The organism is Bacteroidota bacterium, assembly GCA_037133915.1.
GTDB lineage: Bacteria > Bacteroidota > Bacteroidia > Bacteroidales > CAIWKO01 > JBAXND01.
In genome coordinates this window covers 110,647-136,170 of sequence record JBAXND010000003.1, presented here as the reverse complement: position 1 = coordinate 136,170, position 25,524 = coordinate 110,647, and the positions used below count along the sequence as shown (strand labels likewise).

Genomic DNA, 25,524 nt, shown 5'->3' with positions numbered 1-25,524 from the left:
AACAAAATGGCGTAGGATTTGATTTCAAATGATTGCTTTATTATTTTGTTTTTATCATAATATATTTTTACCTCCCTGCTCTCGCAACAGGGAGGTTTTTTTATGACTTTCGAAAACTGTATTAATTTTTTTTAGGGCTTGATAGTCCTTTCTTTATATTTTTGCGTGAAATATACTAAACTTATAAATTCACATTGATATGAAAATAGCTATAGTTGGAACTGGTTATGTAGGACTTGTCACCGGAACGTGCTTCGCCGAAGTTGGAATTAATACCGTTTGTGTTGACATTGATAAAAATAAAATTGACAACCTTAATAAAGGTATCTTGCCAATTTTCGAACCGGGTTTGGATGCGATGATAGAACGGACCGTAAAAAAAGGTCATCTCCAGTTCACTACCGACCTTAAATCAGTGCTTTCAGGATGCGATGTGATTTTCATAGCAGTTGGTACTCCTCCTGATGAAGACGGAAGTGCCGACCTCAAACACGTAATCTCGGTAGCAAAAGAAGTAGGTCGCTACATGGAAAAACATATATTGGTTGTAACAAAAAGTACAGTACCTGTTGGCACCGCCAAAAAGGTTCGCAGCGCAGTACAGGAAGAACTTGACGCACGTGGACTCAAACTGGAATTTGACGTTGCTTCCAACCCCGAATTTCTGAAAGAAGGTGCTGCTATTGATGACTTCATGAAACCCGACCGCATTGTTGTGGGTGTTGAATCAAAAAAAGCAGAAGAAATCATGGCCGCCTTGTACAAACCTTTTACCCTGAACGGTCATCCTATCATTTTCATGGATGTTCCTTCGGCAGAGATGACAAAATATGCAGCCAACTCCATGCTTGCTACCAAGATTAGCTTCATGAATGATATTGCCAATCTTTGTGAGATTATCGGTGCGAATATCAACCTCGTCCGTAAAGGTATAGGCAGCGATACACGCATTGGGAATAAATTTATTTATCCGGGTGCCGGTTATGGTGGGTCATGCTTTCCAAAAGATGTTAAGGCTCTTATTAAAACAGCAGAAGAAAACGGTTATAAACTACGCGTACTGCAATCGGTAGAAGATGTTAATGACGACCAAAAAATGGTCTTGTATCACAAAGTTGCCCGTCATTTCAACAACGAGCTTAAAGGGAAGAAGATTGCGATGTGGGGACTTTCCTTCAAACCTCAAACCGACGATATGCGCGAAGCTCCGTCGCTGGTACTTATTGATAAATTTTTGAAAGCCGGAGCCACCGTTTCTGCTTACGACCCTGCGTCAATGGAAGAAACTCACCGTCGTATTGGTGATTCAATTGCATACATGGAAGAGCCCTATGCATGTCTGAAAGATGCGGACTGTCTGGTACTTGTTACCGAATGGCAGGAGTTCCGTTTCCCGGATCTTGAAAAAATGAAAGGCCTGATGAAACAGCATGTTGTTATTGATGGTCGTAACATTTATGATATGGCAGAGATGCAGAAGAATGGCTTTTCATATTATTGCATCGGTATTGACACCAACAGAAAATGAAGAAAAAAATACTGGTTACCGGCGGCGCCGGATTCTTAGGCTCACACCTGTGTGAACGCCTGCTGAATGACGGCAACGAAGTAATCTGCCTCGATAATTATTTTACCGGTTCAAAAAAGAATGTTGTTCACCTGTTGGACAACCCCTATTTTGAGATGATACGGCATGATGTTACTACGCCGTTTTTTATTGAAGTGGATGAGATTTATAATCTTGCCTGTCCTGCTTCGCCGATACATTACCAGTACAACCCCATTAAAACCATCAAAACCTCTGTGATGGGTGCTATCAATATGCTCGGACTTGCCAAGCGTATCAAAGCAAAAATTCTGCAGTCGTCAACCAGCGAGGTATATGGCGACCCCAATGTTCATCCGCAGCCCGAAAGCTACTGGGGAAATGTGAATCCGATTGGCATCAGGGCCTGTTATGATGAAGGCAAGCGTTGCGCCGAAGCATTATTCGTGAATTATCACAGGCAAAATAATGTGAGGATAAAAATCATGCGCATCTTTAATACTTACGGTCCGCGCATGCATCCGGCCGATGGTCGCGTTGTTTCTAACTTTATTATTCAGGCATTGAAAGGCGAAGACATTACAGTTTATGGTGATGGCGGACAAACCCGTTCATTCTGTTATGCCGATGACCTTATTGAAGGAATGATACGGCTGATGAACACAGCAGACGACATCACAGGACCTGTGAACATAGGGAATCCGGGAGAATTCACCATTCTTGAACTTGCCCAGAAAGTAATTGCTATAACCGGTTCAAAATCTAAAATTATCTATCAACCGCTGCCTCAGGATGACCCCATGCAGCGTCAGCCCGACATCACCAAAGCGAAGGAGCTTCTGAACTGGGAGCCGAAAATTGCGCTTGATGAAGGTTTGGTCAGGACTATAGATTATTTCAGAAGCATTATTTAATTATGAATATTCTTGTAACAGGCTCAAACGGGCAGTTGGGAAGCGATATGCGCGATATTTCCGGAACGTACACCAACGATACTTTTCATTTTACCGATGTTGCAGAGCTTGATATTACCAATCGTGCAGCGATTCATAAATTTATGACATTGCACAATATACAGTGCATTATCAACAGCGCTGCCTATACCGCCGTTGACAAGGCTGAATCGGAACCGGAAGCGGCTTATCAAATTAACAAAACTGCGGTTCAATATCTCGCTGAAGCGGCGTTAACACACAATGCTCTTATGGTTCAGGTTTCAACCGACTATGTGTTTGACGGAAATAGCAACAGACCATACACAGAACGTGATGAAGTCAATCCACAATCTGTTTATGGTGCCAGTAAGCTTGCCGGGGAGCAGGTAATGATAGCTTCAGGTGTGAACGGAATTATAGTACGCACATCATGGCTGTATTCATCTTACGGAAATAATTTTGTAAAAACGATGATGCGCCTTGCAGGCGAAAAAGGTTCACTTCGTGTTATAGCCGACCAGTCGGGGACTCCTACCTATTCGCGCGATCTTGCCAAAGCTATTCTCGATATTATTCCTCAAATTAAAGATACTGACAGGGCAGAGATATTTCATTATTCAAATGCCGGTGAAACCAACTGGTATGAATTTGCTGTGGCGATTACCTCAATGGCAGGGATTCCATGCACGGTAAATCCCATTACAACGTCCGATTATCCTACTGCCGCGAAACGTCCGCAAAACAGCATTCTCAGTAAACAGAAGATAAGCGAACGTTTTGGTATCAGCCTACCACAATGGAAAGATAGTTTAAGTGATTGTATCCAGAAGCTGCTAACACCGCAGTTCTAGGGCTACTTCTTATTATTGAACTTAAAGTTCTCCTTATCATAATCAATCTCAATCGCGGAATCTTTAACGACTTCTCCGGCAATAATCCGGCGTGACAATTCGTTCAGCAGTTCATGCTGTATTACCCTTTTGACTGGGCGTGCGCCATATTGCGGATCATAACCAAGCTCAGCTACCTTATCAATTGCTTTATCTGTCGCGGTAAGCTTGATGCCATTATCGGCAAGCGTTTGTTGAACGCGTGCAAACTGCAGCACTACCACTTTTCTGATTTCCTGTTTCGTAAGCGGATTAAAAACGATTACCTCATCAATACGATTAAGAAATTCAGGACTGATAGCCTGTTTCAGAACGTCAAGCACTTTAACCTTCACATTTTTTATGATATCGTCACGGTTCGTATCGGTAAGCAGGGCAAAGCTGTCCTGTATCTGCGCCGAGCCAAGATTGGAAGTCATAATAATAATTGTATTTCTGAAATCGGCAGTACGGCCCTTGTTATCAGTCAAACGACCTTCGTCCAATACCTGCAGCAATGTATTGAATACATCGGGGTGCGCTTTCTCAATTTCATCAAGCAGCACAACAGAATAGGGATGACGGCGCACAGCTTCTGTAAGCTGGCCGCTTTCATCGTAACCGACATATCCCGGAGGCGCTCCAATCAGGCGCGAAACTGTATGTGATTCCTGATATTCCGACATATCAATGCGCACCATGGCATTTTCATCACTGAACAAAAATTCAGCTAACGCTCTTGCCAGCTCTGTTTTTCCGACACCCGTTGTGCCCAAAAATATGAAAGAGCCAACAGGCTTTTTTGAATCCGACAATCCTGCCCTGCTTCTGCGAATGGCTTCGGAAATGGCGCGAATAGCATCTTCCTGCCCTATCACGCGTTTATGAAGTTCGTCTTCCAGATGAAGTAATTTTTCTTTTTCGCCCTGCAGCATTTTGCTGACAGGAACACCTGTCCATTTGGATACCACAACAGCGATCATTTCAGAGTCCACTTCTTCGTTCACCATAGCGGCATCGCCCTGAGCACTGATGAGTTTCTTCTTCATCTTTTCAAGATCACTTTCAGCCTGCTTTATCTTACCATAGCGAAGTTCAGCAACACGACCGTAATCACCGTCGCGTTCGGCACGTTCGGCTTCAAAACGGTATTCCTCAATTTCTTTTTTCCGTTTTTGAATAGCGTCAACGACATCTTTTTCAGCCTGCCATTTAGCCTTCATTTTATTGCGGTTGTCGGTAAGTTCTGCGATTTCTTTACCCAGGCTATCGAGTTTGTGTGTGTCGTTTTCCCGCTTAATGGCTTCGCGCTCTATTTCGAGTTGTCTGATTTTGCGTTCAATTTCATCCAGTTCTTCGGGCACAGAATTTATCTCCAGCCTGAGTCGTGCTGCGGCTTCGTCGATAAGGTCAATGGCTTTATCGGGAAGGAAACGATCCGTAATATAACGCTGTGAAAGCTGAACAGCTGAGATAATGGCTTCATCTTTAATTCTGACCTGATGATAGGACTCGTAGCGTTCTTTAAGCCCGCGTAAAATGCTTATCGTTTCCATTTCGGAAGGCTCATCAATAACTACAATTTGAAAGCGGCGTTCAAGTGCCTTATCTTTTTCGAAGTACTTTTGATATTCTTTCATCGTGGTAGCGCCAACAGCTCTCAGTTCGCCGCGGGCAAGTGCAGGTTTCAGAATATTGGCAGCATCCATGGCACCTTCGCCGCCGCCGGCACCAACGAGTGTATGAATTTCATCAATAAATAATATAATTTCGCCTTCGGCGGCAATCACTTCTTTCACTACACTTTTCAGACGTTCTTCAAACTCGCCTTTGTATTTGGCGCCTGCGATAAGAGCGCCCATATCCAACGAAAATATTTGTTTTGAACGAAGATTTTCCGGAATATCGCCACGAATAATGCGGTGCGCCAATCCTTCAACAATAGCAGTTTTACCAACGCCGGGTTCACCAATAAGAATCGGATTATTTTTTGTACGCCGCGACAATATCTGCAACACGCGCCGTATCTCATCGTCGCGGCCAATTACCGGGTCCAGCTTACCGTTTCGGGCTTCTTCGTTCAGATTGCGTGCATATTTGTTCAGTACATTGTATGTTTCTTCGGCCGTCTGACTCTTCACATTTGAGCCTTTGCGGAGCTCTTTAATAGCAGTTTTCAGGTCTTTTTCATTGACGCCATTATCCTTCAGAAGTTGTGAAACGGTATCGCCAGCGTCTAAAATTCCCAGCAATAAATGTTCAACAGAAACAAATTCATCTTTCATCTCGTGAGCCATATCATTAGCCAGCGTAAGCGATCGATTCGCCTTTGGAGAAAGATACTGCTCCCCGCCCACCACACGAGGAAACCCACTGATAATAGTATCAAGCGCTTTTTCCATCATGCTAATATTTACATTCAGCTTGTTGAGAAGATAGGGCGTGACATTTTCGTCAACCATAAGAATCCCTTTAAGTAAATGGGCATTCTCCACAACCTGATGCTGAAAACCGACAGCGATTTCTGTTGCCTTTTGAACGGCTTCCTGCGATTTCAATGTAAAATTTGCGAAGTTCATGATTCACTAATTTTGTTTTTGTAAAAACTGTTTATGTCCTTATCCGTAAAGATATACAAAATAGGACGCCGGCAGAAATCAAATATGCTGCCAATACGAGTTGGGCCTGGTTCAATGCCAAAAAAGCAGTATTTGAACCGAACAATGACAATTTGACTATTGCGGCGAGATGGTTAGGAATGACCTTTGTGGGCTCGTAAAGACTGTTCAGCTCTTTCAATGGTTGCACCCGGGTCTTCATTCAACGCATAAACTGAAATCCCAAAGCTAAAGGAAACAGAAAATCCGGGCAGTCCGTTCAAACAACTAAAATCAGAAGATGCGCAGATTGCGAGCATTTGTTTTAAATGCTGTTCAGCGACCGATTTTGCAGTATTTGGGAAAGCAATTATAAACTCATCGCCAATTTTAAACCTTGCAACCAAGCTCTCCGGCGGAAGTGTAGTGGTAAGCAAATTACAAAACTCTTTCAGCACGCAATCGCCGAGTTGGTAGCTTTCATGATTGAAACGTCGAAAATTATCAATATCGACAATGGCAATGGCAAGTTCAGTGTTATCGCGGTTGGCTTTATTTATCATCGTTTTGACGTGCAGTGAAAAACCGCGAAAACTTTTTATTCCGGTAAGGTCATCCGCGTAAGCATATTTGCGCAAACGAGCAACCCTGATGAGCAGGAGAATTTCCAACAGCACAAGAATGGTAATGGAAATACTGCAGACCAGGGTTGTCATCATGGTGCGAAAATATTCATTTCAGGAATTACTTTTTATCCCGTTTTCTGAGTGGATACTCCTTTTTCTGGAGATAGTCATACCTAAGGTTGCGACCGGGCTGATAACAGAGCGCCATAATAGAATCCTGAGCTTCTTTTATAGAACTGTATTCAGCGAAATCGAGTGTGCGTATGATGGCTTCAAAAACGCGGATTGCGCCGGAATGATCAGCAAGCAAGATGCGTTTTCCAAGATTTTTATTCAGCAAATCTATAAAGGTATAAGCAATGCGCCAGTCAGCTTCAATAAGTGTTTCGCCTTGCGGGAAATGATAGAAGCGGTTTTTGAACATTTTAGAAATTTTCGCTTTCAGTTCAGGTGTAGGCTCTTTTCCACCACCGTAAATTTTAACCGCTTCGTCAATAATCTCGCTTTTAAGGCGGAAGGTAAGGGCGCCATATTTCTGGGAATTAAGTCCATACAGCGCATTGAAAGACATATTTGAATAGCCGGCTTCCTGCAGAAAATAGCGTGCAGTCTGCTCAGTGTTTTCCGATTCGCTTCCATAAACAATAACGGGAGCTTCTTTTGACCATGACCAGAATGGATAACCTGATTTATCGAGTATATCAACGGCAACCTGAAAATCTTTACCGAGTTCTTTGGCTGTAGCAACGCCTTCTTCTTTCAAGAAGTTGCTGAGCGCACCCGGCAAACGGCGGTTGCTGTCCCAGGTATCCCAGTAGCCTGAACCAACAAATTCGGGATTATCGCCCCCTGATTCATGAATGGATTTCCCGTGGCGTATCATGATAAGGTGTGTCTGATTCAGGGGCACATAAGCCTGCGGGAACATCACCACGGCTTTTCCGTTGGGAAGCCACACAATACCTTCACGCATCATCAGTCCGCTTCCGTCGGAAAGCATGCGGCCGGCAGTTCTTCTTTCGCCATCAGGCGTAGTTGCCATATCGTCGGCAAGTACTATTTTGGTACGATAACGTGTACGAGTGGAGCCAACGTTGGGAATATTCTGCGGTGACAGCATGTCGTTGAATTTGCTCAGACTGAATTTTTGCAGCAGCAATCTGCGAAAGCTGTCATTTTTTATAAGTCCGTTCCACGCCAGATAAAACAAATGCGGGTCGCTGCCGGGAATGCGGTAACGAACAAATTCGTATTTACTTTTAATGTAGTTCTGGGGGGTGAGGTCGGTTTCCAGAGTGCTCAGGTAAAAATAAATATCCTTACTGATTACTTTAAGGTCGTTGACAAAATCTTTGGTGACGTCATCATTTGAAAGCACCATTTTATCACCATAAACCATTTTCAGGAAGGCAATATCAAGCTTCACGCTTTGCTCTGTATGGCAATTGTGAAACTCAGCATGCTCACGTTGAATAATATTTTCGGATACATGAATATCAGCGAATTTGCTCAGTGTACCGGCATCCGACTTCTTTGATTTGTTCCCTGTTGGTGTTGGAGGAACTTCATTTTCAATTTTAATTAAACCATCTTTTTTCATAAAACAAAATATCTTAGTTGCTTAAAAAATACAATTTCGACTCAGCGTTATTAATAACCTGCCTGCTAAATTTTGAGCAGAAAAAACATTCCCCTCAAGTTAAGGAAAAACGGGTGCAAAATTACTCATCCTTCCGATAAGAAACTACTTTTTACACAATATATTTTATGTAAACTGCTTTTTATCCCGAATTTTATTCATTTTCGTCCTTGCCGGTGAAAATCAGTTCATAAAATGGGCAAATAACCAACATTACTCCGCTGGTATTGCTTCCTCAAATTAACGGAAAGTTCTATCTTTGAGAAGAATAAAAAAACAGCAATGAAAAAATCAGGACTTGCTTTTTGTATTTTTACAATTGCCCTGCTTATTTCTTCGCCACTTATCGGGCAAACGTGGGAAAAATTGAATGCCAAACTTATAGAGGCATACAACAATAATGATATTGCTGCCGCCGCGGAATACGGCGAAAAAGCGCTTTCAGCTGCCGAAAATGAATTCGGTAAAGACCATCTGAAATACAGCACCGCATGCTACAATCTTGCATTCGTGCTGCACAACAGCAAAGATCCGTCAAAAGCATTACCCTATTATGAAACGGCCTATAAAATCCGTAAAGCTCAGCTTGAACACCAGACTCAGGAATACATCAACACAGCTTACAATTACGCAATTCTTTTGTATGACCTCACTAAATACGAGGAAGCTGAACCGCTGTACCTTGAGCTTGCGCAGATAAAAAGCGGCAAATTCGGTACCGGCAGCGGCGAACACTGTCAATCGCTTGAAGATTTAGCTACACTTTATCTTGAATGGGGCAAATATGACCTTGCAATAAAGTACTACACCCGGGATCTGGAGTTCCTAAAAACGACCACAGATTCCACCGACAAGAAATTCCTATCCGGCTTGAATTACCTTGCCTATACGTTTTCGCGTGCATCGCAATACAATGATGCCATTGCAGCATATAAAGATCTGTCGAGGCTCAGGCTGAAAATTTCCGGTGACACCAGCGCGGATTACTGCACGGCCATCAACAATCTGGCATTTATGTACAAATACACGGGCGACTTTGAGCATGCTGAACCTTTGTTTATTAAGGCTGCCGAAATTCAGAAGAAAATGATTGGCGAAGTAAGCCTCAAATATGCTTTTGCACTGAACAATCTGGCAAGCCTTTACCTCGATGCACAGCACTATTCAAAAGCGCTTCCGCTGCTTCAGCAGGTATTGGAAATCCGTAAAACCATTCTGGGTGAAGAAAGTCAGGATTACACAGAGTCGTTGAATAATCTCGCCTATTTGTATTCCGAGACCAGTGAATTGCAAAAGGCCATTGAACTGTACTCAAAGACGGCCGAGTTGCGAAAAAGCATGTATGGTGAGCTGAACTTGCAGTATGCACAGGCACTTCAGGAACTTGCCTCTGCTTATACCGACATGGATATGTACACCAAATCGGAGCCATTGCTGCTAAAGTGCATTGAAATACGTGAAAAACTTACAGGAAAAGAATCGGCCGTTTATTCTACAGCTATCAACAATCTGGGTGTAGTTTACATTTCAACCGAAAACTTCGATAAGGCCGAAACACTCCTAAAGGAAAGCCTTGCGATAGACATAAAATTATTTGGAGAAAACAGCAAAAGCACCGCCGATGCGCTGAATAATCTGGGGAAAGCATATAAAGGCATGAATAAATTTGCCGAAGCCAGAGATGCTCTTGAACGTGCCGCAGGCATCTACAAAACGATACTTGGCGTTGAAAGTGACCGATACGCACTTGCGCTCAGCAACATCGCCGGGTTGTTTGCCGAAACCGGATTATACGAGCAGTCGGAGCAGAAATATCAGGAAGCTGAAACCATCATCCTGAAAAATCAGGGGGAGAAAAATATTTATTACATCGCTTTGCTGAAAGGTGAGGCAGACCTTTTCGGGACAACCGGACTGTATGCCCGTGCCGAAAAATTACTGATAAAAGTAAAAGACCTTACAGCCGGCATTTATGGACAAGACCATCGTGAATACGCTGAAGCCATGAACAGCCTCGGTCGTATGTATTTTTCTCAGGGAAATTTTACAAAAGCAGAACCGGCCTACAACAGTGCGCTTGAGATTTACAAAGCGCTTTACGGAGAAAATAATACAGACTATGCAACGGTACTCGACAATCTGGGAAACCTGTACAAATCCATGGGAAATTATTCGAAGGCTGAACCGCTTTTCCAACAGTCAATGAAAATCAGAAAGGAATTGCTTGGAGCCGACAATCCCACCTATGCCCTTTCACTGAACAACCTCGCCGGTTTGTATAAAGAACTGGAAAAATATGATAAAGCGATTGTCATGTATAAGGAAGCCATCGGCATTCAGAAAGCAAGCACCGGAACCGACAACCGCCGTTATGCAATATATCTCGACAATCTGGGAACAGCCTATACCTATTCAAAAAATTACGCAGAAGCGGAGCCCATTTTTAAGGAAGTCATGCAGATTGAATCGAAAATATTAGGAACTCAGCATCCCGATTATTATTACACGATGAATAATCTGGCCGTACTTTATGAAAAAACCGGGGAGTACAGTAAGGCCGAACCACTTCTGAAAGAGTCGGTGGAATCGCGTGATAAAAACGGTGCACAAAACCATCCGGATTATGTGCTTGCGTTGAACGACCTTGCGTACCTGTATTATCTAATGGGGCGTGATGACCTTGCAGAACCCTGGTATATAAAGGCAAACGACAAGGCTCTGTATCAGGTAAAATATAATTATCCTTATCTTTCCGAAAAGGAAAAGGAACAGTTTTTCAGTACCATATCCGCCCACTTCACCAGTTTCAATGTGTTTGCGCTTCGCCGCACCAAGCAGAACCCGGCACTTGCCGCGCGTGTATGTGATGTAATACTTGCGACGCAATCAATATTGCTTGAAAGCGGGCAGCAGGTTCGCAACGGAATATTGCAGAGCGGCGACAGCATTCTTGTGAATGACTACGAACAGTGGATGCTTGCGCGCAATCAGGTGGGACAGGCGTATCTGCTTTCGAAGGAAGAGAGCACTGCCCGCGGTATTGACTTGCGCGAACTGGAGATTCGCACCAACGATCTCGAGAAAAAAATCACCATTAAAGTCGCCAAACCGGACACCATTGGCTCAAGCGAAACCACGAATTGGGAAAGCGTTGCAAAGAATTTGTCTGCAGGTGAAGCATTGGTGCAATTTCTGAGTTTTGATTTTCAAAACAATGCCGCATGGGGCGATTCCACCATGTACGTTGCTCTTGTTGTACGACCTGAACTTCCCGCTCCACTTTACATTCCGCTGTTTGAAGAGAAGCAATTATATGCATTGCTGAACGACACTTCGATTGTGTATGCCGATGCAGAGCGGCGCGGAATCAAACTAGGCAATCAGGCAGCTTCAGGTCCGAAGTTCGGACCTCTGAACCCGGCTATTTATTCCCTTGTGATGGGCTCCATTGTGACACATCTTGACGGCATTCAAACATTGTTTATTTGCCCGTCGGGATTGCTGAATAAATTATCATTCGCCTGTCTCAGAACGGACAGCAACAGTTTTTTGGGAGACAAATACAACATCAGATATTTGCTGAGCGGGCGAAATCTTGCTGCTATTTCAAAACGAAAAACACTGCCCGCTTCAATCAAAAGTGCCGTATTGATGGGCGGCGCCGATTTTGATAATGGACTACCGACAGATCTTCAAAACAGAAGTGGCAGCTGGATGTACCTTCCCGGAACTAAAACAGAGGTCGATAAAATCAGCACACTACTGAATTCAAAAAAATGGAACATTAAAACGTTCACGGGCGCGGAAGCAACAGAAGAAAATATTAAGAAATTGAATGGCAAAGCCGCACCCGATGTGTTGCATATAAGCACTCACGGTTTCTTTTTTCCGAAAAATAAAGGGGCACAGAATGCTGCGGAAGGAATCAGAATTTTCAGTAATAATACAAATCCGCTGATGCGGTCGGGAATCGTATTGTCGGGTGTGAATAATGCCTGGACAGGAAACAGCACAGGAAAAAGCGGCGACGACGGTGTGCTTACTGCTTACGAAGTTTCCAATATGGATTTGGCAAAAACAAGTCTTGCCATATTATCGGCCTGCGAAACCGGACTGGGTGATATTAAATCGGGCGAAGGGGTTTTCGGGTTGCAGAGGGCGTTCAAGCTTGCCGGAGTGGACAATATCATTATCAGCAAATGGGAAGTTCCCGACAAAGAAACCGTTGAACTGATGGAACTATTTTACACAGGATGGACGGACGGCATGAGCATACCGGATGCCTTCGGGAATGCCCAAAAAACAATGCGGAAAAAATACCCGAACGAACCCATAAAATGGGCAGGTTTTGTTCTGGTTGAATAGTCGATTATTGCGTCAGCTGTCAACTTTCATTCTGTATAATTTCTTGAACCCGTCGGTTTTGTTTTCTTTGTAAAGGAAGAAAAGATTTCCGTTGTTCACCTTTATTTTATCGATATACACAAAGTCCGGAATACTGAGCGAATTTACAGTCTTTCCGGTTTTGCAATCCACTTCTCTGATGCTTGAAATACCATTTTTAAGAAACAGTGCATATACTTTCCCTGTTTCAGTGTCGAAACACATTTCTTTACGGAAACTATTTTCATTACCGTACTCCATTGGAGTAAGCACTTCCAGTGTTCCGTCGGGCAAGTATTTTTCTATAACCTGAGAGAGATAATTGAAAATATAAATTGTATCATGGACGACCAGCAATGGGGCATAAACCGGCTTATTGATGATGCGCTGCATAAAATCAACATCTTCTTCATCACCATCAAAATATCCGCCCCAGCGCGAACGCTGAATGGCATCATTATCTTCAATCACGCGCAATTCATTGTAGCTGCTGTCAGCAACAACATAGTTGTAATAGACCAGTGATTTGTTTCCGTTGTAATAATCTTTCAGGAAATAATGACCGTCTGAATGCCCTGCAAGCTTGTTATAAACGTAAAAGAATTCATCGCGGGCAACAGGGTATAAAAGCTCAACATTTTTTCCGTCGGTTTTAATTTCGCAGGCTGTTGTTTTTGTAATCAGAAATACATTTCCCATGCAATCGCGAAATAATTGTTCGGGGCGCATAACCGGAATAGTCGTGATGATGGTGCCCTCTTTATCAGCCAAAAAAAGTCGGGAATCGAATTCGCCGTTATTAAAACCCAGCATCAGTAAATTATTTCCTGAAAATTCGTAATCAATGATGAAGAAAGGTTTATTCCCAATCAAATCTTCAGGCGCAGGCGCTTTGATTGTAAGCGGTGCCAGTTGGCTCACTTTTCTTTTTAAACGGATTTCCAGTGGATTTTTATCATTGATATTCATTTCAAAAGCTTCGTAAGCTATATGCGAAAACACAAGTGTTTCATCGTTTTCAATGCGCAGCGTAAACAGTCCGTTGTTATCCGTTTTTGTTCCTTTTAAAGTTTCTTTTATGATGATATTTACATTTGCCAGAGGCGCCGAAGATTCAGCATCTATTACCGTAGCCGAATACTGCCTGCTCTGTCCGGGAGCTATGCCCGGACAAAAAGCAGCAACAGTAAACAACATGAACAGGTAATAATATTTCATAAGGCATTATTTTTTTATTTATTAATCAGTGGCTGTTCATCGCCTGCTGTTCGTTGAGCCAGCTGAAATAACTTTTTGTTTCGATAACAATACACGCGCCTGTAAAATCGCCGTATCGGGCGGGTGTTCCTCCGGTATAAACCGTCATGCTGCCAATGGAGCCTCCCGGAATATTCAGTTTGCCGTCCATCATCGTTACGCCATCCACAATATAAACCGCATCGCCATCGCGGGAGCCACGATAAAAAATCTGACCATCCTCGGTATTGTATGTTCCGGGTATCATAGAGCCGATTATTTTTTTCAAATCCCTGTTGCCTGCCATATCATCAATCATACCGGGCAAAATAGGAACTTTTGAAGGTCCTTCAATATCAATAATTGGTGTGCCAATAATAACCGTACCCTGAAGCATCAGTGCTGAATCTACGAGGTAAACATCCGGAATAAAAGAAATTTTATCGGGTGTTACATTTACCGGATATACCATTTGCTTATGATAGCTCATAGACGAAACTGTGAGCGTATACACACCGGACGGTACTGCTTTAAGAGTAAAATATCCGTTTCCGTCGGTAGAATTGGCAAAAATCTGGCTGCCAAATTTCACCATCACAATAGCGCCGGGCAGCGATTCTTTGGTTTTGTCGATGAAGATGCGCCCTTTAATATCTCCAACATTCTGAGCAATCGTTGCTCCGCTCAGCAGAGCGGCCAGCAAAATAAACAAGGCAATTCGTTTCATACGCGTTCGATTTAGGATTAATAGAATTTTTCATCAATGTACATACTGCCGTTTCCGGATTCAGTTGCAATCAGTAAACGGTGGTTTTTTAACAGAATTCGGTGGCTCTTTGCAAGAAAAAGCAAAATATGGGCTAAGGAGTGGTTCGGGCAGGTGAATTATTTTATATCTTTGTATCAACCTAAAAATAATTCCATGGTCACAAATTCAGTATTGCTTGGCATTCTTGGCGGACAGGAAATTATATTGATTCTCATCATTGTGCTCGTATTATTCGGCGGCAAAAAAATTCCTGAACTGATGCGCGGTTTGGGTCGTGGTGTGAATGAATACAACAAAGCAAAGAACGAAGTGTTGGATAACCTTAACGACAACGCACAGGCTAAAGACAATACTTCCGAAAAAGGAAACGGCACCAAGTAGTTTCTCAACGGATGATGCTAGGGTTTCTTTTCAAAAAACTATCAGACAAGACTGACGACATGACTTTTTGGGAGCATGCCGATGCGTTGCGTCTTCACCTGATTCGTGCAATTCTTGCAATTTTTGTCCTCTCCATCGCTGCTTTTTTCTTCAAGGATTTTTTGTTCGGTACCGTAATTATGGGCCCTGCAAAAACTGATTTTTTTTCATACCGCTTACTTTGCCGCATCGGCAATTATTTTAATGCCCCATCATTGTGCATAGGTGAGATTCCGCTTAAGCTCATCAACACCGAACTTGGCGGACAGCTTCGCTGGCATATTGTGCTATCGGTTGTTGCCGGAGCAGTGGTAGCATTCCCATATATACTTCGACAACTCTGGGTATTTATTAAACCGGCATTAAAGCCTAATGAAATTAAGTCTTCCCGAATCATGATCTTTTGGATGGGGTTACTTTTCATTACCGGGATTCTGTTTGGATACTATGTAATATTGCCGCTTACCGTCGTTTTTCTTGCCAATTATCAGCTCAATTCCGAAATAAAAAACTTCATCACCATAAGCTCGTACATTTCATCAGCCACTATGCTACCGTTAAGTATCGGGCTGGTTTTCGAACTTCCCGTATTGGTTTTCTTCATGAGTAAAATTGGTCTGCTGTCGGTTTCTTTTCTGAAAAAGAATAGAAAATTCGCGATTGTAATCGTGCTGCTGATTGCCGGAATCATCACTCCTTCAACAGACATGTTCACACAATTACTTGTCTCATTTCCACTCTACGCACTGTATGAACTCAGTATAATTGTGGCTAAAAGAGTGGAGCGAAAAAAGAAATCTGAAGAGCTGGCAGGATAACCAAATCTTCTTACTGCCGTAAATGACTAAATATCAGCGCTTATAAACATATTTTGTATGCGCAGCCCAACACTTAGCAATCTTTGCCAAAATATATTGTTAAAGTTTAGTTAAGCGCCTAAAGGTTGGGAGTTTCCGAGTAATTTTATAGAAATTTATATAATTATATGAAGCAACTTATTACTAAGGCATTCATGCTGGTTTTAATATTGGCATGTTCCGTAACAATTTCCCGTTCACAGACATTGACAGGTGAAGCAGCTCAAAAGATAGCTCCGGGAGCCGAAAGTATCATTCTTGAAAAAGGAACCACCATTCCGATATTCATCAAATTCATGGCAGGCTCGGACATAAAAGCCGACATTTGGCAGGTTTGGCTGAAAGACCATTTCAAAATGCAGGCCGGTTTAGGCTTCACATTTCTCAATTCGGAAACTGACCAACTCGGAATTACACATATCCGATATCAGCAAACATTCAACGGTCGGCCGATATATGGGATACAGTTTCTTGTTCACACAAGTAACGGAAATATCCTTTCGATGAACGGAAGAATATATGACAAGATAAATGCGTCGTTGGTGTCTTCTATTTCAGAATCTCAGGCCTTGGGTTTTGCACTTAAAACTGTTGGTGCAAGTGTTTATAAATGGCAGATTCCAGAAGAAGAAAGATTAATTAAATCAGAAACCGGACGTGAGGGTGCCAGTTATTATCCGAAAGCTGAACTCGTAATGGCGCCTGTTGGAGGGAATTTCTCGGGTAACGATTATCGGCTTGCTTACAAATTTGATGTATATGCTCATCAGCCGATGTCGCGTCAGTATATTTTTGTGGATGCTCAAAATGGCAGCATTCTCTTAACGCTGAATCGTATATGGACCGAAAACAAAGACGTTAATGCCAATGCTACAGGAACGGCCGTTACTAAATACAGCGGTACCCGAACATTTACCACAGATTATACGGGTTCTACATACCGCCTGCGCGAAACAGGCCGCGGTTTGGGAATCGAGACATACAATATGCAAGTAGGAACAAACTATGGTGCTGCCGTTGATTTTACTGATGCTGATAACACCTGGAACAATGTAAATACAGCTCAGGATGAAGTTGCCAGCGATGCACACTGGGGTACTGAGGTCACGTATGATTATTTTTCTTTGAATTACGGGCGTAACAGTATTGATAACGCAGGCTTCAAACTGATAAGCTACGTTCATGCGAATTTGGTTGGAATGGGATACGGCAATAATATCAACGCCTTTTGGGACGGCACCCGCATGACCTATGGTGATGGCGGTTCGGGATACTCGCCTCTTACAACGCTTGATATCTGTGGTCATGAAATTACACACGGGCTTACTTCAAACACAGCGAATCTGACTTATTCCAATGAATCGGGTGCGCTGAATGAAGGATTCAGTGATATTTTCGGAACTGCGATAGAATTTTACGGAAAGCCACCCTTGCAAACAGGTAACTGGACCATGGGTGAGAATATGGGAACGCCCTTCCGCAGCATGTCGAACCCTAATTTATACAGCCAGCCCGATACCTATAACGGCACCAACTGGTACACCGGAACCAATGATAATGGTGGGGTTCACACAAACTCAGGCGTTGTTAATTATTGGTTCTATCTGCTCTGTCAGGGTGGAAGCGGAACAAACGATATCGGAAGTGTTTTTAATATAACAGGCATTGGAATGACCAAAGCAGGAGCAATTGCTTATCGCACACTGGTCTATTATCTGACATCAAGTTCTAATTATGCCAACTGCCGTGCCATGTCGTTACAGGCTTGTACCGACCTTTACGGCGGTTGTTCGAATGAAATGATTCAGACCACCAACGCATGGTATGCTGTTGGTGTAGGTACTGCCTATGTACCGTCAACAGCTCATGCCGATTTTAGTGCCTGCCCAACCAGCAGTTGCGCCAATGCACCCTACAGCGTGCAATTTGCGAATGCCAGCACCGGTGGCAACCATTTCAAATGGTATTTTGGTGATGGAACAACAGATACTGCTTCCACACCTTTGCATACCTATACAGCTAACGGAAGTTATACTGTAAAATTAGTTGCCGATGGCGGAACATGCGGTAAAGACAGTCTTACCCGCACTGCTTATATTAATATCGGTCCGTCGTATCCGTGCACGAATAATATGCCGGCAACAGGTACGGGAACGACCATCACCAATTGCACAGGAACCTTATACGACAGCGGTATCTGCGGCGATTATGCCAATAATACGAGCGGAACACTGACGATTGCCCCGACAGGAGCCACCAAGGTAACACTGCAGTTTGTTTCATTCAATATGGAAGCGACCTACGACTTCCTTTATGTGTACGACGGGCCAACGGTTGCCTCTGCACAGGTGGCGGGAAGTCCGTTTTCAGGAACAACCTTACCGGCAAATATTACTTCAACAGGCAGCTCGCTTACGCTGAAGCAGACTTCTGACGCAGGAGTTGTAGCATCAGGATTCCAGATAAACTGGAACTGTGTGACTCCAAACTCACCGCCGGTGGTTGCCTTTACACTCAGCAATACTACATCGTGTACCGGTTTGATATCGTTTACCGATCAAACTTCAAATAATCCTGTTTCATGGTTATGGAATTTTGGCGACGGAACTACATCAACACTTCAAAGCCCGACACATCTGTACACGACCAACGGAACCTATTCTGTAAAACTGAAAGCAACGAACACTTTTGGGAGTGATTCGCTTATTCAGACAAACGTAGTAACCATTGCGATGCCCACAGGACCTACCACGACAGGTGCATCACGCTGCGGAACAGGTACACTTTCACTTGGTGCAACAGGAAGCGGCATTCTAAAATGGTATACGGCACAAACAGGCGGAACGCTTGTTAATACGGGCAATTCATATACCACCCTTCCTATTTCCACCACAACAACGTATTATGTTTCTGATTCAATAGCTCCGCCTATTGACTCTGTAGGGAGGTCAAGTTTCGCCGGCGCGGGCACGAGTACCGGCACCCATTATTTGATTTTCGACTGCTTCTCTGCCTGTAAATTAGTGTCTGTAAAAATATATGCACAGGCCGGCGGAAGCCGCACCATCAGCTTAAAAGACAATACAGGCGCCGTTCTGCAAACCACTACTGTAACTGTACCTACCGGTCAGAGTCGCGTTACGCTTAACTGGAATCTCACTCCGGCCACCGGTCTGAGACTTGAAGGAATCAACCTTTACAGACAACAGACGGGAGGAGCTTATCCTTATACCATGCCGGGATATATCTCTATAACCGGAAATGATGTCGGTGCAGCTTATTACTACTATTTTTATTCATGGTTCATTCAGAAACCTTCCTGTGTAAGCGCCAGAACACCGGTTGTAGCAACTATCAATAACGGTTCGGAAGCCGGAACATCAGCAGCATTAGACACTACAATGTGCGCCGGAAACAGCACAACACTTAATGTTACAGGGTATTCCGGCACGATTCAATGGCAGATTCTGAATGGTTCCGTATGGCAAAACATCAGCGGAGCAACATCGCCAAGCTATACTACTCCTGCATTGACGGCTACCACTTCATACCGCGCGAAAGTAATCACCGGAACCTGTCTGCCTGACTCAACAAATATTACGGTAATTACTATTTTACCGGCAGCCGAAGGAGGTACTGCGGCAGCAACCAATCCATCTATCTGCACCGGAACAAGCACAACCATTACGCTGACCGGATATGCGGGAACCATTCAATGGCAGGTATTAAACGGTTCAGTATGGCAAAATATTAATGGTGCATCGTCTCCAAGTTATCTCACACCGACACTGACCTCAACCACCAGTTACAGAGCATGGTTAGTAAACGGTTCATGCCCGGTTGACTCATCCTCTGTTGCAACAGTAACTGTATCGCCGGTATCGGTGGGCGGCACTGCAACAGCTACCAATGCCACCATTTGTTCCGGTTCTAATACCGTAATTACGCTTACCGGTTATACAGGCACCATACAATGGCAGACCAATGCCGGCGGCACATGGCAGAATATCAGCGGCGCAACATCGGCAACTTATACAACACCCAATCTTACTGCAACAACAGGATACAGAGCGGTTGTAAAAAGTGGCAATTGTTTATCTGTAAACTCAACCGTTTCTACAGTTACCGTTAACCCGGTTTCAGTGGGAGGTACAGCAACAGCAGTAACTTCAGTTTTGTGTGCCGGTAACGGTACCGTAATCAACCTGACTGGTCAGACTGGAACGATACAATGGCAGACGAATGCAGGAGGCTCGTGGCAAAATATCAGCGGCGCCAATACTGCAACCTATATCACGCCCACTCTAACAGCAACAACATCGTATCGCGCAGTAGTAACCAGCGGAGTATGTACATCGGCAAATTCAACTACGGCAACAGTTACAGTAAATCCGCTGGCAATTGGCGGAATTGCAACTGCTGTTACACCGGTATGTACCGGAACCAGCAGTACAATTACACTCACTGCATATGCCGGAAGCATACAGTGGCAAACCGATTCAAGCGGTTCGTGGCAGAATATACCGGGCGCAACTTCTGTAACTTATAATACCCCTAACTTAAATTCACCGGTGTCATACAGAGCAATATTAACGAGCGGTATCTGCAGTCCGGATACTTCAACCATTGCCATGGTAACACTGGGAAGTTCAACCATGGCAGGCACTGCAACGCCATATGCAACGGCTGTTTGCTCAGGTTCAGGAACAAGTATTACACTCAGCGGATATTCAGGCAATATTCAATGGCAGACCAATGCAGGTGGAACATGGCAGAACATTTCAGGCGAGATTTATGCGACCTATAATACTCCCGGACTTACTACTCCGACCTCCTATCAGGCTGTTGTGTCTAATCCCGGCTGCACATCATCCGTATCGAACATTATAACTATTGCGATACACCAACCCTCAACAAATCCTGCATCAATTAGCGGATATGCCGATATTTGCTCAGGCGGAATGGATGTGTTAAATATTCAGGGCGGCTCATTGGGCGACGGTGCTTCGTATGAATGGGGCACAGGAAGCACATGCGGCTCAGGCATCCTGAATGGCGCAATAAACAGTTCGTTATTTACCGGACCTTTATCGACGACCATAACCTATTGGGCAAGAATTACCGGAGGCACATGCGCGGTAACAACTCCCTGTGTTTTCTTCACAGTAAATGTAAATCAAACGCCCCAAGCAAATCTTACAGCACTCACAAGCACTACTATTTGTACAGGTGACTCCGTAACGCTTCAGGCGGGCACCGGTATCGGTTATAACTTTATGTGGTTAAACAACGGCACTGTGATGAATGGTGTAAACGGTAATAGTTATTCCGCTCACGGAGCTGGCAATTACGCTGTAGTTATCTATAACTTCTGCGGTACTGATACTTCAACGGTAATTTCGGTAACGGAAACAACAACTGCACTTGCAACACTTGCACCTGCCGGTCAGGTGTCGTTATGCGCAGGAGATTCGGTAACACTCTTTGCAAATACCGGAAACGGATACACCTATGAATGGCTGAATGACGGGAATCCCATTGCGGGAGAAATTTCGTCATCCCTCACTGTGAGTACTCCGGGCAATTATTCGGTAATAGTTACCTCCAATTGCGGAACGGCTACATCACCTGCCACATTGGTAAATGTATGGCCAGCACCGGCCGTTCCTGTTATCACTCAGAGTAATGATACACTCTTCTCCGATATCCCCACAGGAAATCAGTGGTACCTGAACGGCACGTTGATTCCCGGAGCAACAGGCGCATTTTATATTGCAGTTGCCAACGGTGATTATTATGTTATAAATACCGACCAGAACGGCTGTATTGCCGATACGTCCAACTTACTCAATGTTACCGTTACCGGGATAGGTGAACAGGCCGCAGCCGCAGGTGTTTCATTCTTCCCGAATCCTTCAAAAGGAATCGTATCATACATTATCAATTCTAAAGATGGGAACACATCCGTGATTTGTTTGACCGATGTTACAGGTAGAGTTGTGTTGTCAGAATCGATTTCCTTACATACCGGAATAAATTACGGTAATATTGATTTGAGCAATTTTGCGCGTGGAATTTATTTCATCAGAATTGCAAATAATACTAATTTTACTACACAAAAATTAGTTCTTAATTAACGCAAACTATGAAAAATAACGTTTTATTATTGCTGGTTGTAACAATGTTACTGCCTTATGCGAGCTTTTCGCAAGTTATTTACGGTAAGGATGCACGTGCAAAAATCCGCGGAAGCGAAATGATACGCATGGAAGCCGGTGCTGAAAATCCAACCTTTATTAAATTCAGCGAAACAGCGCAACCGGAGATGAAAGATTTGGGCAATTGGCTCAACACGAATCTCAGGGTTTCACCCACCATGGGATTTGTATTACTGTCAACAGAACAGGACCTCATAGGGATGATTCATTATCGCTATCAGCAAACCTTCAACAACATTCCGGTTAACGACGGTATTTTTATCGTTCATACAAAAAATGGCAAGATTGCCTCTATAAACGGCACTATTCACAGCAGCATGAATATCGGGAATGTGTCAACACTTTCTGAAAATACAGCACTGAATCTTGCACTGACCACGGTAAATGCTAACACATATATGTGGCAGAGTCCTTCGGATGAGAAGTGGATAAAACAATACAAAGGCACACCGGATGCCAGCTATTTCCCGACAGGAAAAATTGAAATATTCAAATCGGGAACATCCTATAATTACGCCTGGCGTTTTGATATCTATGCCAAAGAGCCCTTGCTGCGCGAAGATGTTTTTGTGGATGCAGAAACGGGAAAAATAATTGCACGTCAAAATAAACTTTATACAACCGATGTGCCCGGACAGGCAGTTACAAAATACAATCAAACACGGACAATTACTACTGACTCAACGGCACCTGGACAGTATCGTTTACGCGAAACCGGTCGTGGTGGCGGCATCCAAACCTTTGATATGAATACAGGCACGGATTACAATGCTGCCGTTGATTTCACCGATGCAGATAATTACTGGAATAATGCGAATGCGAATCAGGATGAGGTAGCAGGTGACGCTCACTGGAGTTCAGAAAAAACCTATGATTATTATTTTACGAAGTTCGGGCGGAACAGCATAGACGGAAACGGTTTAGCACTTTTGAGTTATATACACTACGATGCAAATTATGCAAATGCCTTCTGGGATGGCACACGCATGACATATGGCGACGGTGACGGCACAATGACCGCCTTTACAACACTTGATATTTGTGGTCATGAAATTACACACGGACTGACAAATTTTACGGCAAACCTGGTATATGCTGATGAATCGGGAGCATTGAGCGAAGGGTACAGCGATGTTTTTGGAACTGCCATTGAGATTTATGCGAAGCCTCCGTTGCAAACAGGCAACTGGACCGAAGGAGAAGATATAGGCGTTGCCCTTAGAAATATTGCCAACCCGAATGCCACACAAAATCCGGATACGTATCTTGGTACGAACTGGGATCCGGGTCAGGAAGTTCATCAGAACAGTACCGTACTCAGCCATTGGTTTTATCTCACATCGCAAGGCGGTAGCGGCACCAACGATATCGGCAATGCGTATAACGTTACCGGCATTGGAATAGATTCGGCCGCTGCCGTTGCATTCCGCACTCTTACGATTTATCTCACACCCTCATCGGGCTATGCCGACGCTCGTTTTTACAGCATTGTTTCTGCAACAGACCTTTTTGGAGGATGCACTCCAAAAGTCGAAGCTGTAACAAACGCATGGTATGCGGTTGGTGTTGGCGGTATATATTCGCCCAATGTTACTGTTGACTTTTCCTCTGATTTTCAGACTTTCTGTTCTGCACCCGTAACAGTCAATTTTATTAATAATTCAACAAATGCCCAAACCTACAAATGGGATTTTGGTGATGGCGCAAATACTACCACCTCAAGCCCATCACACACTTATGCTGCCGCAGGAACGTATGATGTAAAACTTGTTGCCGATGGAGGCGTTTGCGGAAAAGACAGTCTTACCAATACAGCATTTATCAGCATCGATCCCGGCAATTCGAATATTGCATCTGTTCCGGCAACCGGAGCAGGTCCGTTACTTACATGTTGCACCGGTTCATTGTTTGACAGCGGCGGCGAAAACGGCGATTATTCGAACGACACAGACGGACACATCACGATTTCGCCTGCAGGAGCATCTTCCGTAACACTTACGTTCAGCGCTTTTGATTTCGAATCGGGCTTTGATTACCTGTATGTATACAACGGCCCCACAGTAAACAGCCCGCTGATAGGTCAATACGACGGCACCAACCTTCCAAATGGAGGAATCATAACTTCCACAGCCAGCAGCATCACCATTCGCCAGACCACCGACCAGGGGCTGGTGAAATCAGGATTCAAAGCTACATGGCAGTGCAATTTACCAAATGCGGCTCCTGCAGCTAATTTCGAAGCTGATGTAACAACAAGCTGTATTGGTCTTGTTCAATTCACAGACATGTCAACAAACGCCCCAACAAGCTGTTTGTGGGATTTTGGTGACGGGACTTCATCAACAGTACAAAACCCTTTACACGCGTTTACAAGCATTGGTACATTTACTGTTTCGTTGACTTCAGGAAATAGTTTTGGCACCGATACCGAAACAAAAACAAGTTATATAACCACAAATTTACCGGCAGCCCCGGCAGTTACGGGAGGCTCAGTATGTGACTCCGGACAGGTTACACTCACAGCAACCGGAACCGGCAGCCTCGATTGGTATGATGCAGCCATTGGCGGAAATCTTTTAAATTCAGGCGGAACATTTATTACCCCCGTAATCAGTACCACAACGGTATATTATGTTGAAGACAAACAAGCCAATCCTTCGGTTTATGGCGGTAAAACCAATAATGGAAGTGGCGGATATTACGGCAATCAGAGCAATATTCATTATGAGATTTTTGACACCTACGTTCCTTTAACCATTGTTTCGGTAAAAGTATATGCAACGGGTGCAGGCAACCGTACAATTCTCCTGAGAAACTCATCTCAGAGCATTTTGCAATCCCTCACCGTGAATGTACCTGATGGGCAGAGCCGTGTTACGTTAAATTTCAATGTACCTGTCGGAACCGGTTTCCAGCTCGTAGGCGATGGATATCCAAATCTGTGGCGCGACAATAATGGCGCCGCCACTTATCCATATACAACCGCGGGTTTATTCAGCATCACACAATCCAGTGCCTCACTTCCACCTTATAATGTGTTTGGCAATTATTATTATTTCTACGACTGGGAAGTTCAGGAACCAACCTGTATTAGTGCACGCATTGCTGATACAGCCCTCGTATATCCCTGCGGCAGTGTTCAGGAATTCGGCAGCATCCGTGACCTGAGCATTTATCCTAACCCTGTTACAGAAAAACTCAATCTGAGCTTTACTTCAACAACCATCGCCAACGCTCTGGTTAACCTCACCGATGTAACCGGACGTAATGTATATACTGAACAATTCACCACGGCACAGGGGCAGAGTGTCAAGGTTATTGATGTTGAGAAACTCGCCCGCGGTATTTATTTCGTTGAGCTGAAGAATTCAGAAGGCAGTTATATCCGCAAGATTGCTAAAGAATAGGTGTTATACGGGAGATGTTCAA

At 43.9% G+C, this 25,524-nt stretch carries 13 protein-coding genes; 8 read left to right on the top strand and 5 right to left on the bottom strand.

Annotated elements, in window-relative coordinates:
- The first annotated feature begins 199 nt into the window (after positions 1 to 199).
- Genes WCM76_02225 through rfbD form a run of 3 tightly spaced genes read left to right on the top strand, consistent with a single transcriptional unit; the run spans position 200 to position 3,332 of the window.
- On the top strand, positions 200 to 1,528 hold the full coding sequence (locus tag WCM76_02225) for a UDP-glucose/GDP-mannose dehydrogenase family protein (protein MEI6764427.1): 1,329 nt from the start codon (positions 200 to 202) through the stop codon (positions 1,526 to 1,528).
- The gene (locus tag WCM76_02220; protein MEI6764426.1) at positions 1,525 to 2,460 is read left to right on the top strand and encodes a UDP-glucuronic acid decarboxylase family protein; all 936 of its coding nucleotides are present in this window, start codon (positions 1,525 to 1,527) and stop codon (positions 2,458 to 2,460) included. The genes WCM76_02225 and WCM76_02220 overlap by 4 nt, the downstream gene beginning before the upstream one ends.
- Before the next feature lie 2 nt (positions 2,461 to 2,462).
- Positions 2,463 to 3,332 carry a dTDP-4-dehydrorhamnose reductase gene (gene rfbD, locus WCM76_02215; protein ID MEI6764425.1) on the top strand — a complete coding sequence of 290 codons (870 nt, stop codon included), beginning with the start codon at positions 2,463 to 2,465 and terminating at the stop codon, positions 3,330 to 3,332.
- 2 nt (positions 3,333 to 3,334) lie between these two features.
- Here rfbD and clpB read toward each other — a convergent pair whose 3' ends face one another.
- The 3 genes from clpB to WCM76_02200 all read right to left on the bottom strand — a co-directional run bounded on the left by clpB (position 3,335) and on the right by WCM76_02200 (position 8,173).
- On the bottom strand, positions 3,335 to 5,929 hold the full coding sequence (gene clpB, locus WCM76_02210) for an ATP-dependent chaperone ClpB (protein ID MEI6764424.1): 2,595 nt from the start codon (positions 5,927 to 5,929) through the stop codon (positions 3,335 to 3,337).
- Between the two features lie 173 nt (positions 5,930 to 6,102).
- Complete coding sequence (locus WCM76_02205; protein ID MEI6764423.1) at positions 6,103 to 6,666, bottom strand: GGDEF domain-containing protein; 564 nt, start codon at positions 6,664 to 6,666, stop codon at positions 6,103 to 6,105.
- A gap of 25 nt (positions 6,667 to 6,691) precedes the next feature.
- The gene (locus WCM76_02200; GenBank protein MEI6764422.1) at positions 6,692 to 8,173 is read right to left on the bottom strand and encodes a histidine phosphatase family protein; all 1,482 of its coding nucleotides are present in this window, start codon (positions 8,171 to 8,173) and stop codon (positions 6,692 to 6,694) included.
- A 321-nt stretch (positions 8,174 to 8,494) separates the two neighbouring features.
- Between WCM76_02200 and WCM76_02195 the strand changes: the two genes are divergently transcribed.
- Positions 8,495 to 12,577, top strand: coding sequence for a tetratricopeptide repeat protein (locus WCM76_02195; protein ID MEI6764421.1), 4,083 nt, complete (start codon positions 8,495 to 8,497; stop codon positions 12,575 to 12,577).
- Positions 12,578 to 12,589: 12 nt separating this feature from the next.
- Here WCM76_02195 and WCM76_02190 read toward each other — a convergent pair whose 3' ends face one another.
- Positions 12,590 to 13,813 (bottom strand): carboxypeptidase-like regulatory domain-containing protein, encoded by a 1,224-nt coding sequence (locus tag WCM76_02190; protein ID MEI6764420.1) that lies wholly within the window; start codon positions 13,811 to 13,813, stop codon positions 12,590 to 12,592.
- Between the two features lie 25 nt (positions 13,814 to 13,838).
- Positions 13,839 to 14,558, bottom strand: coding sequence for a carboxypeptidase-like regulatory domain-containing protein (locus WCM76_02185; protein ID MEI6764419.1), 720 nt, complete (start codon positions 14,556 to 14,558; stop codon positions 13,839 to 13,841).
- A gap of 195 nt (positions 14,559 to 14,753) precedes the next feature.
- On the opposite strand from WCM76_02185, the gene WCM76_02180 reads away from it, so the two are divergent.
- The 4 genes from WCM76_02180 to WCM76_02165 all read left to right on the top strand — a co-directional run bounded on the left by WCM76_02180 (position 14,754) and on the right by WCM76_02165 (position 25,502).
- Positions 14,754 to 14,981 carry a twin-arginine translocase TatA/TatE family subunit gene (locus WCM76_02180; protein ID MEI6764418.1) on the top strand — a complete coding sequence of 76 codons (228 nt, stop codon included), beginning with the start codon at positions 14,754 to 14,756 and terminating at the stop codon, positions 14,979 to 14,981.
- Between the two features lie 11 nt (positions 14,982 to 14,992).
- Positions 14,993 to 15,838: a twin-arginine translocase subunit TatC gene (gene tatC / locus WCM76_02175; protein MEI6764417.1), complete on the top strand. Its 846-nt coding sequence runs from the start codon at positions 14,993 to 14,995 to the stop codon at positions 15,836 to 15,838.
- A gap of 167 nt (positions 15,839 to 16,005) precedes the next feature.
- Complete coding sequence (locus WCM76_02170; protein ID MEI6764416.1) at positions 16,006 to 22,014, top strand: M4 family metallopeptidase; 6,009 nt, start codon at positions 16,006 to 16,008, stop codon at positions 22,012 to 22,014.
- A gap of 8 nt (positions 22,015 to 22,022) precedes the next feature.
- Positions 22,023 to 25,502, top strand: a complete 3,480-nt coding sequence (locus WCM76_02165; GenBank protein ID MEI6764415.1) for a M4 family metallopeptidase — start codon at positions 22,023 to 22,025, stop codon at positions 25,500 to 25,502.
- The last annotated feature ends 22 nt before the right edge of the window (positions 25,503 to 25,524 follow it).

Coding starts and splice junctions, on each gene's coding strand:
- WCM76_02225 (MEI6764427.1), top strand. CDS start 200: ATGAAAATAGCTATAGTTGGAACTGGTTATGTAGGACTTGTCACCGGA.
- WCM76_02220 (MEI6764426.1), top strand. CDS start 1,525: ATGAAGAAAAAAATACTGGTTACCGGCGGCGCCGGATTCTTAGGCTCA.
- rfbD (MEI6764425.1), top strand. CDS start 2,463: ATGAATATTCTTGTAACAGGCTCAAACGGGCAGTTGGGAAGCGATATG.
- clpB (MEI6764424.1), bottom strand. CDS start 5,929: ATGAACTTCGCAAATTTTACATTGAAATCGCAGGAAGCCGTTCAAAAG.
- WCM76_02205 (MEI6764423.1), bottom strand. CDS start 6,666: ATGATGACAACCCTGGTCTGCAGTATTTCCATTACCATTCTTGTGCTG.
- WCM76_02200 (MEI6764422.1), bottom strand. CDS start 8,173: ATGAAAAAAGATGGTTTAATTAAAATTGAAAATGAAGTTCCTCCAACA.
- WCM76_02195 (MEI6764421.1), top strand. CDS start 8,495: ATGAAAAAATCAGGACTTGCTTTTTGTATTTTTACAATTGCCCTGCTT.
- WCM76_02190 (MEI6764420.1), bottom strand. CDS start 13,813: ATGAAATATTATTACCTGTTCATGTTGTTTACTGTTGCTGCTTTTTGT.
- WCM76_02185 (MEI6764419.1), bottom strand. CDS start 14,558: ATGAAACGAATTGCCTTGTTTATTTTGCTGGCCGCTCTGCTGAGCGGA.
- WCM76_02180 (MEI6764418.1), top strand. CDS start 14,754: ATGGTCACAAATTCAGTATTGCTTGGCATTCTTGGCGGACAGGAAATT.
- tatC (MEI6764417.1), top strand. CDS start 14,993: ATGATGCTAGGGTTTCTTTTCAAAAAACTATCAGACAAGACTGACGAC.
- WCM76_02170 (MEI6764416.1), top strand. CDS start 16,006: ATGAAGCAACTTATTACTAAGGCATTCATGCTGGTTTTAATATTGGCA.
- WCM76_02165 (MEI6764415.1), top strand. CDS start 22,023: ATGAAAAATAACGTTTTATTATTGCTGGTTGTAACAATGTTACTGCCT.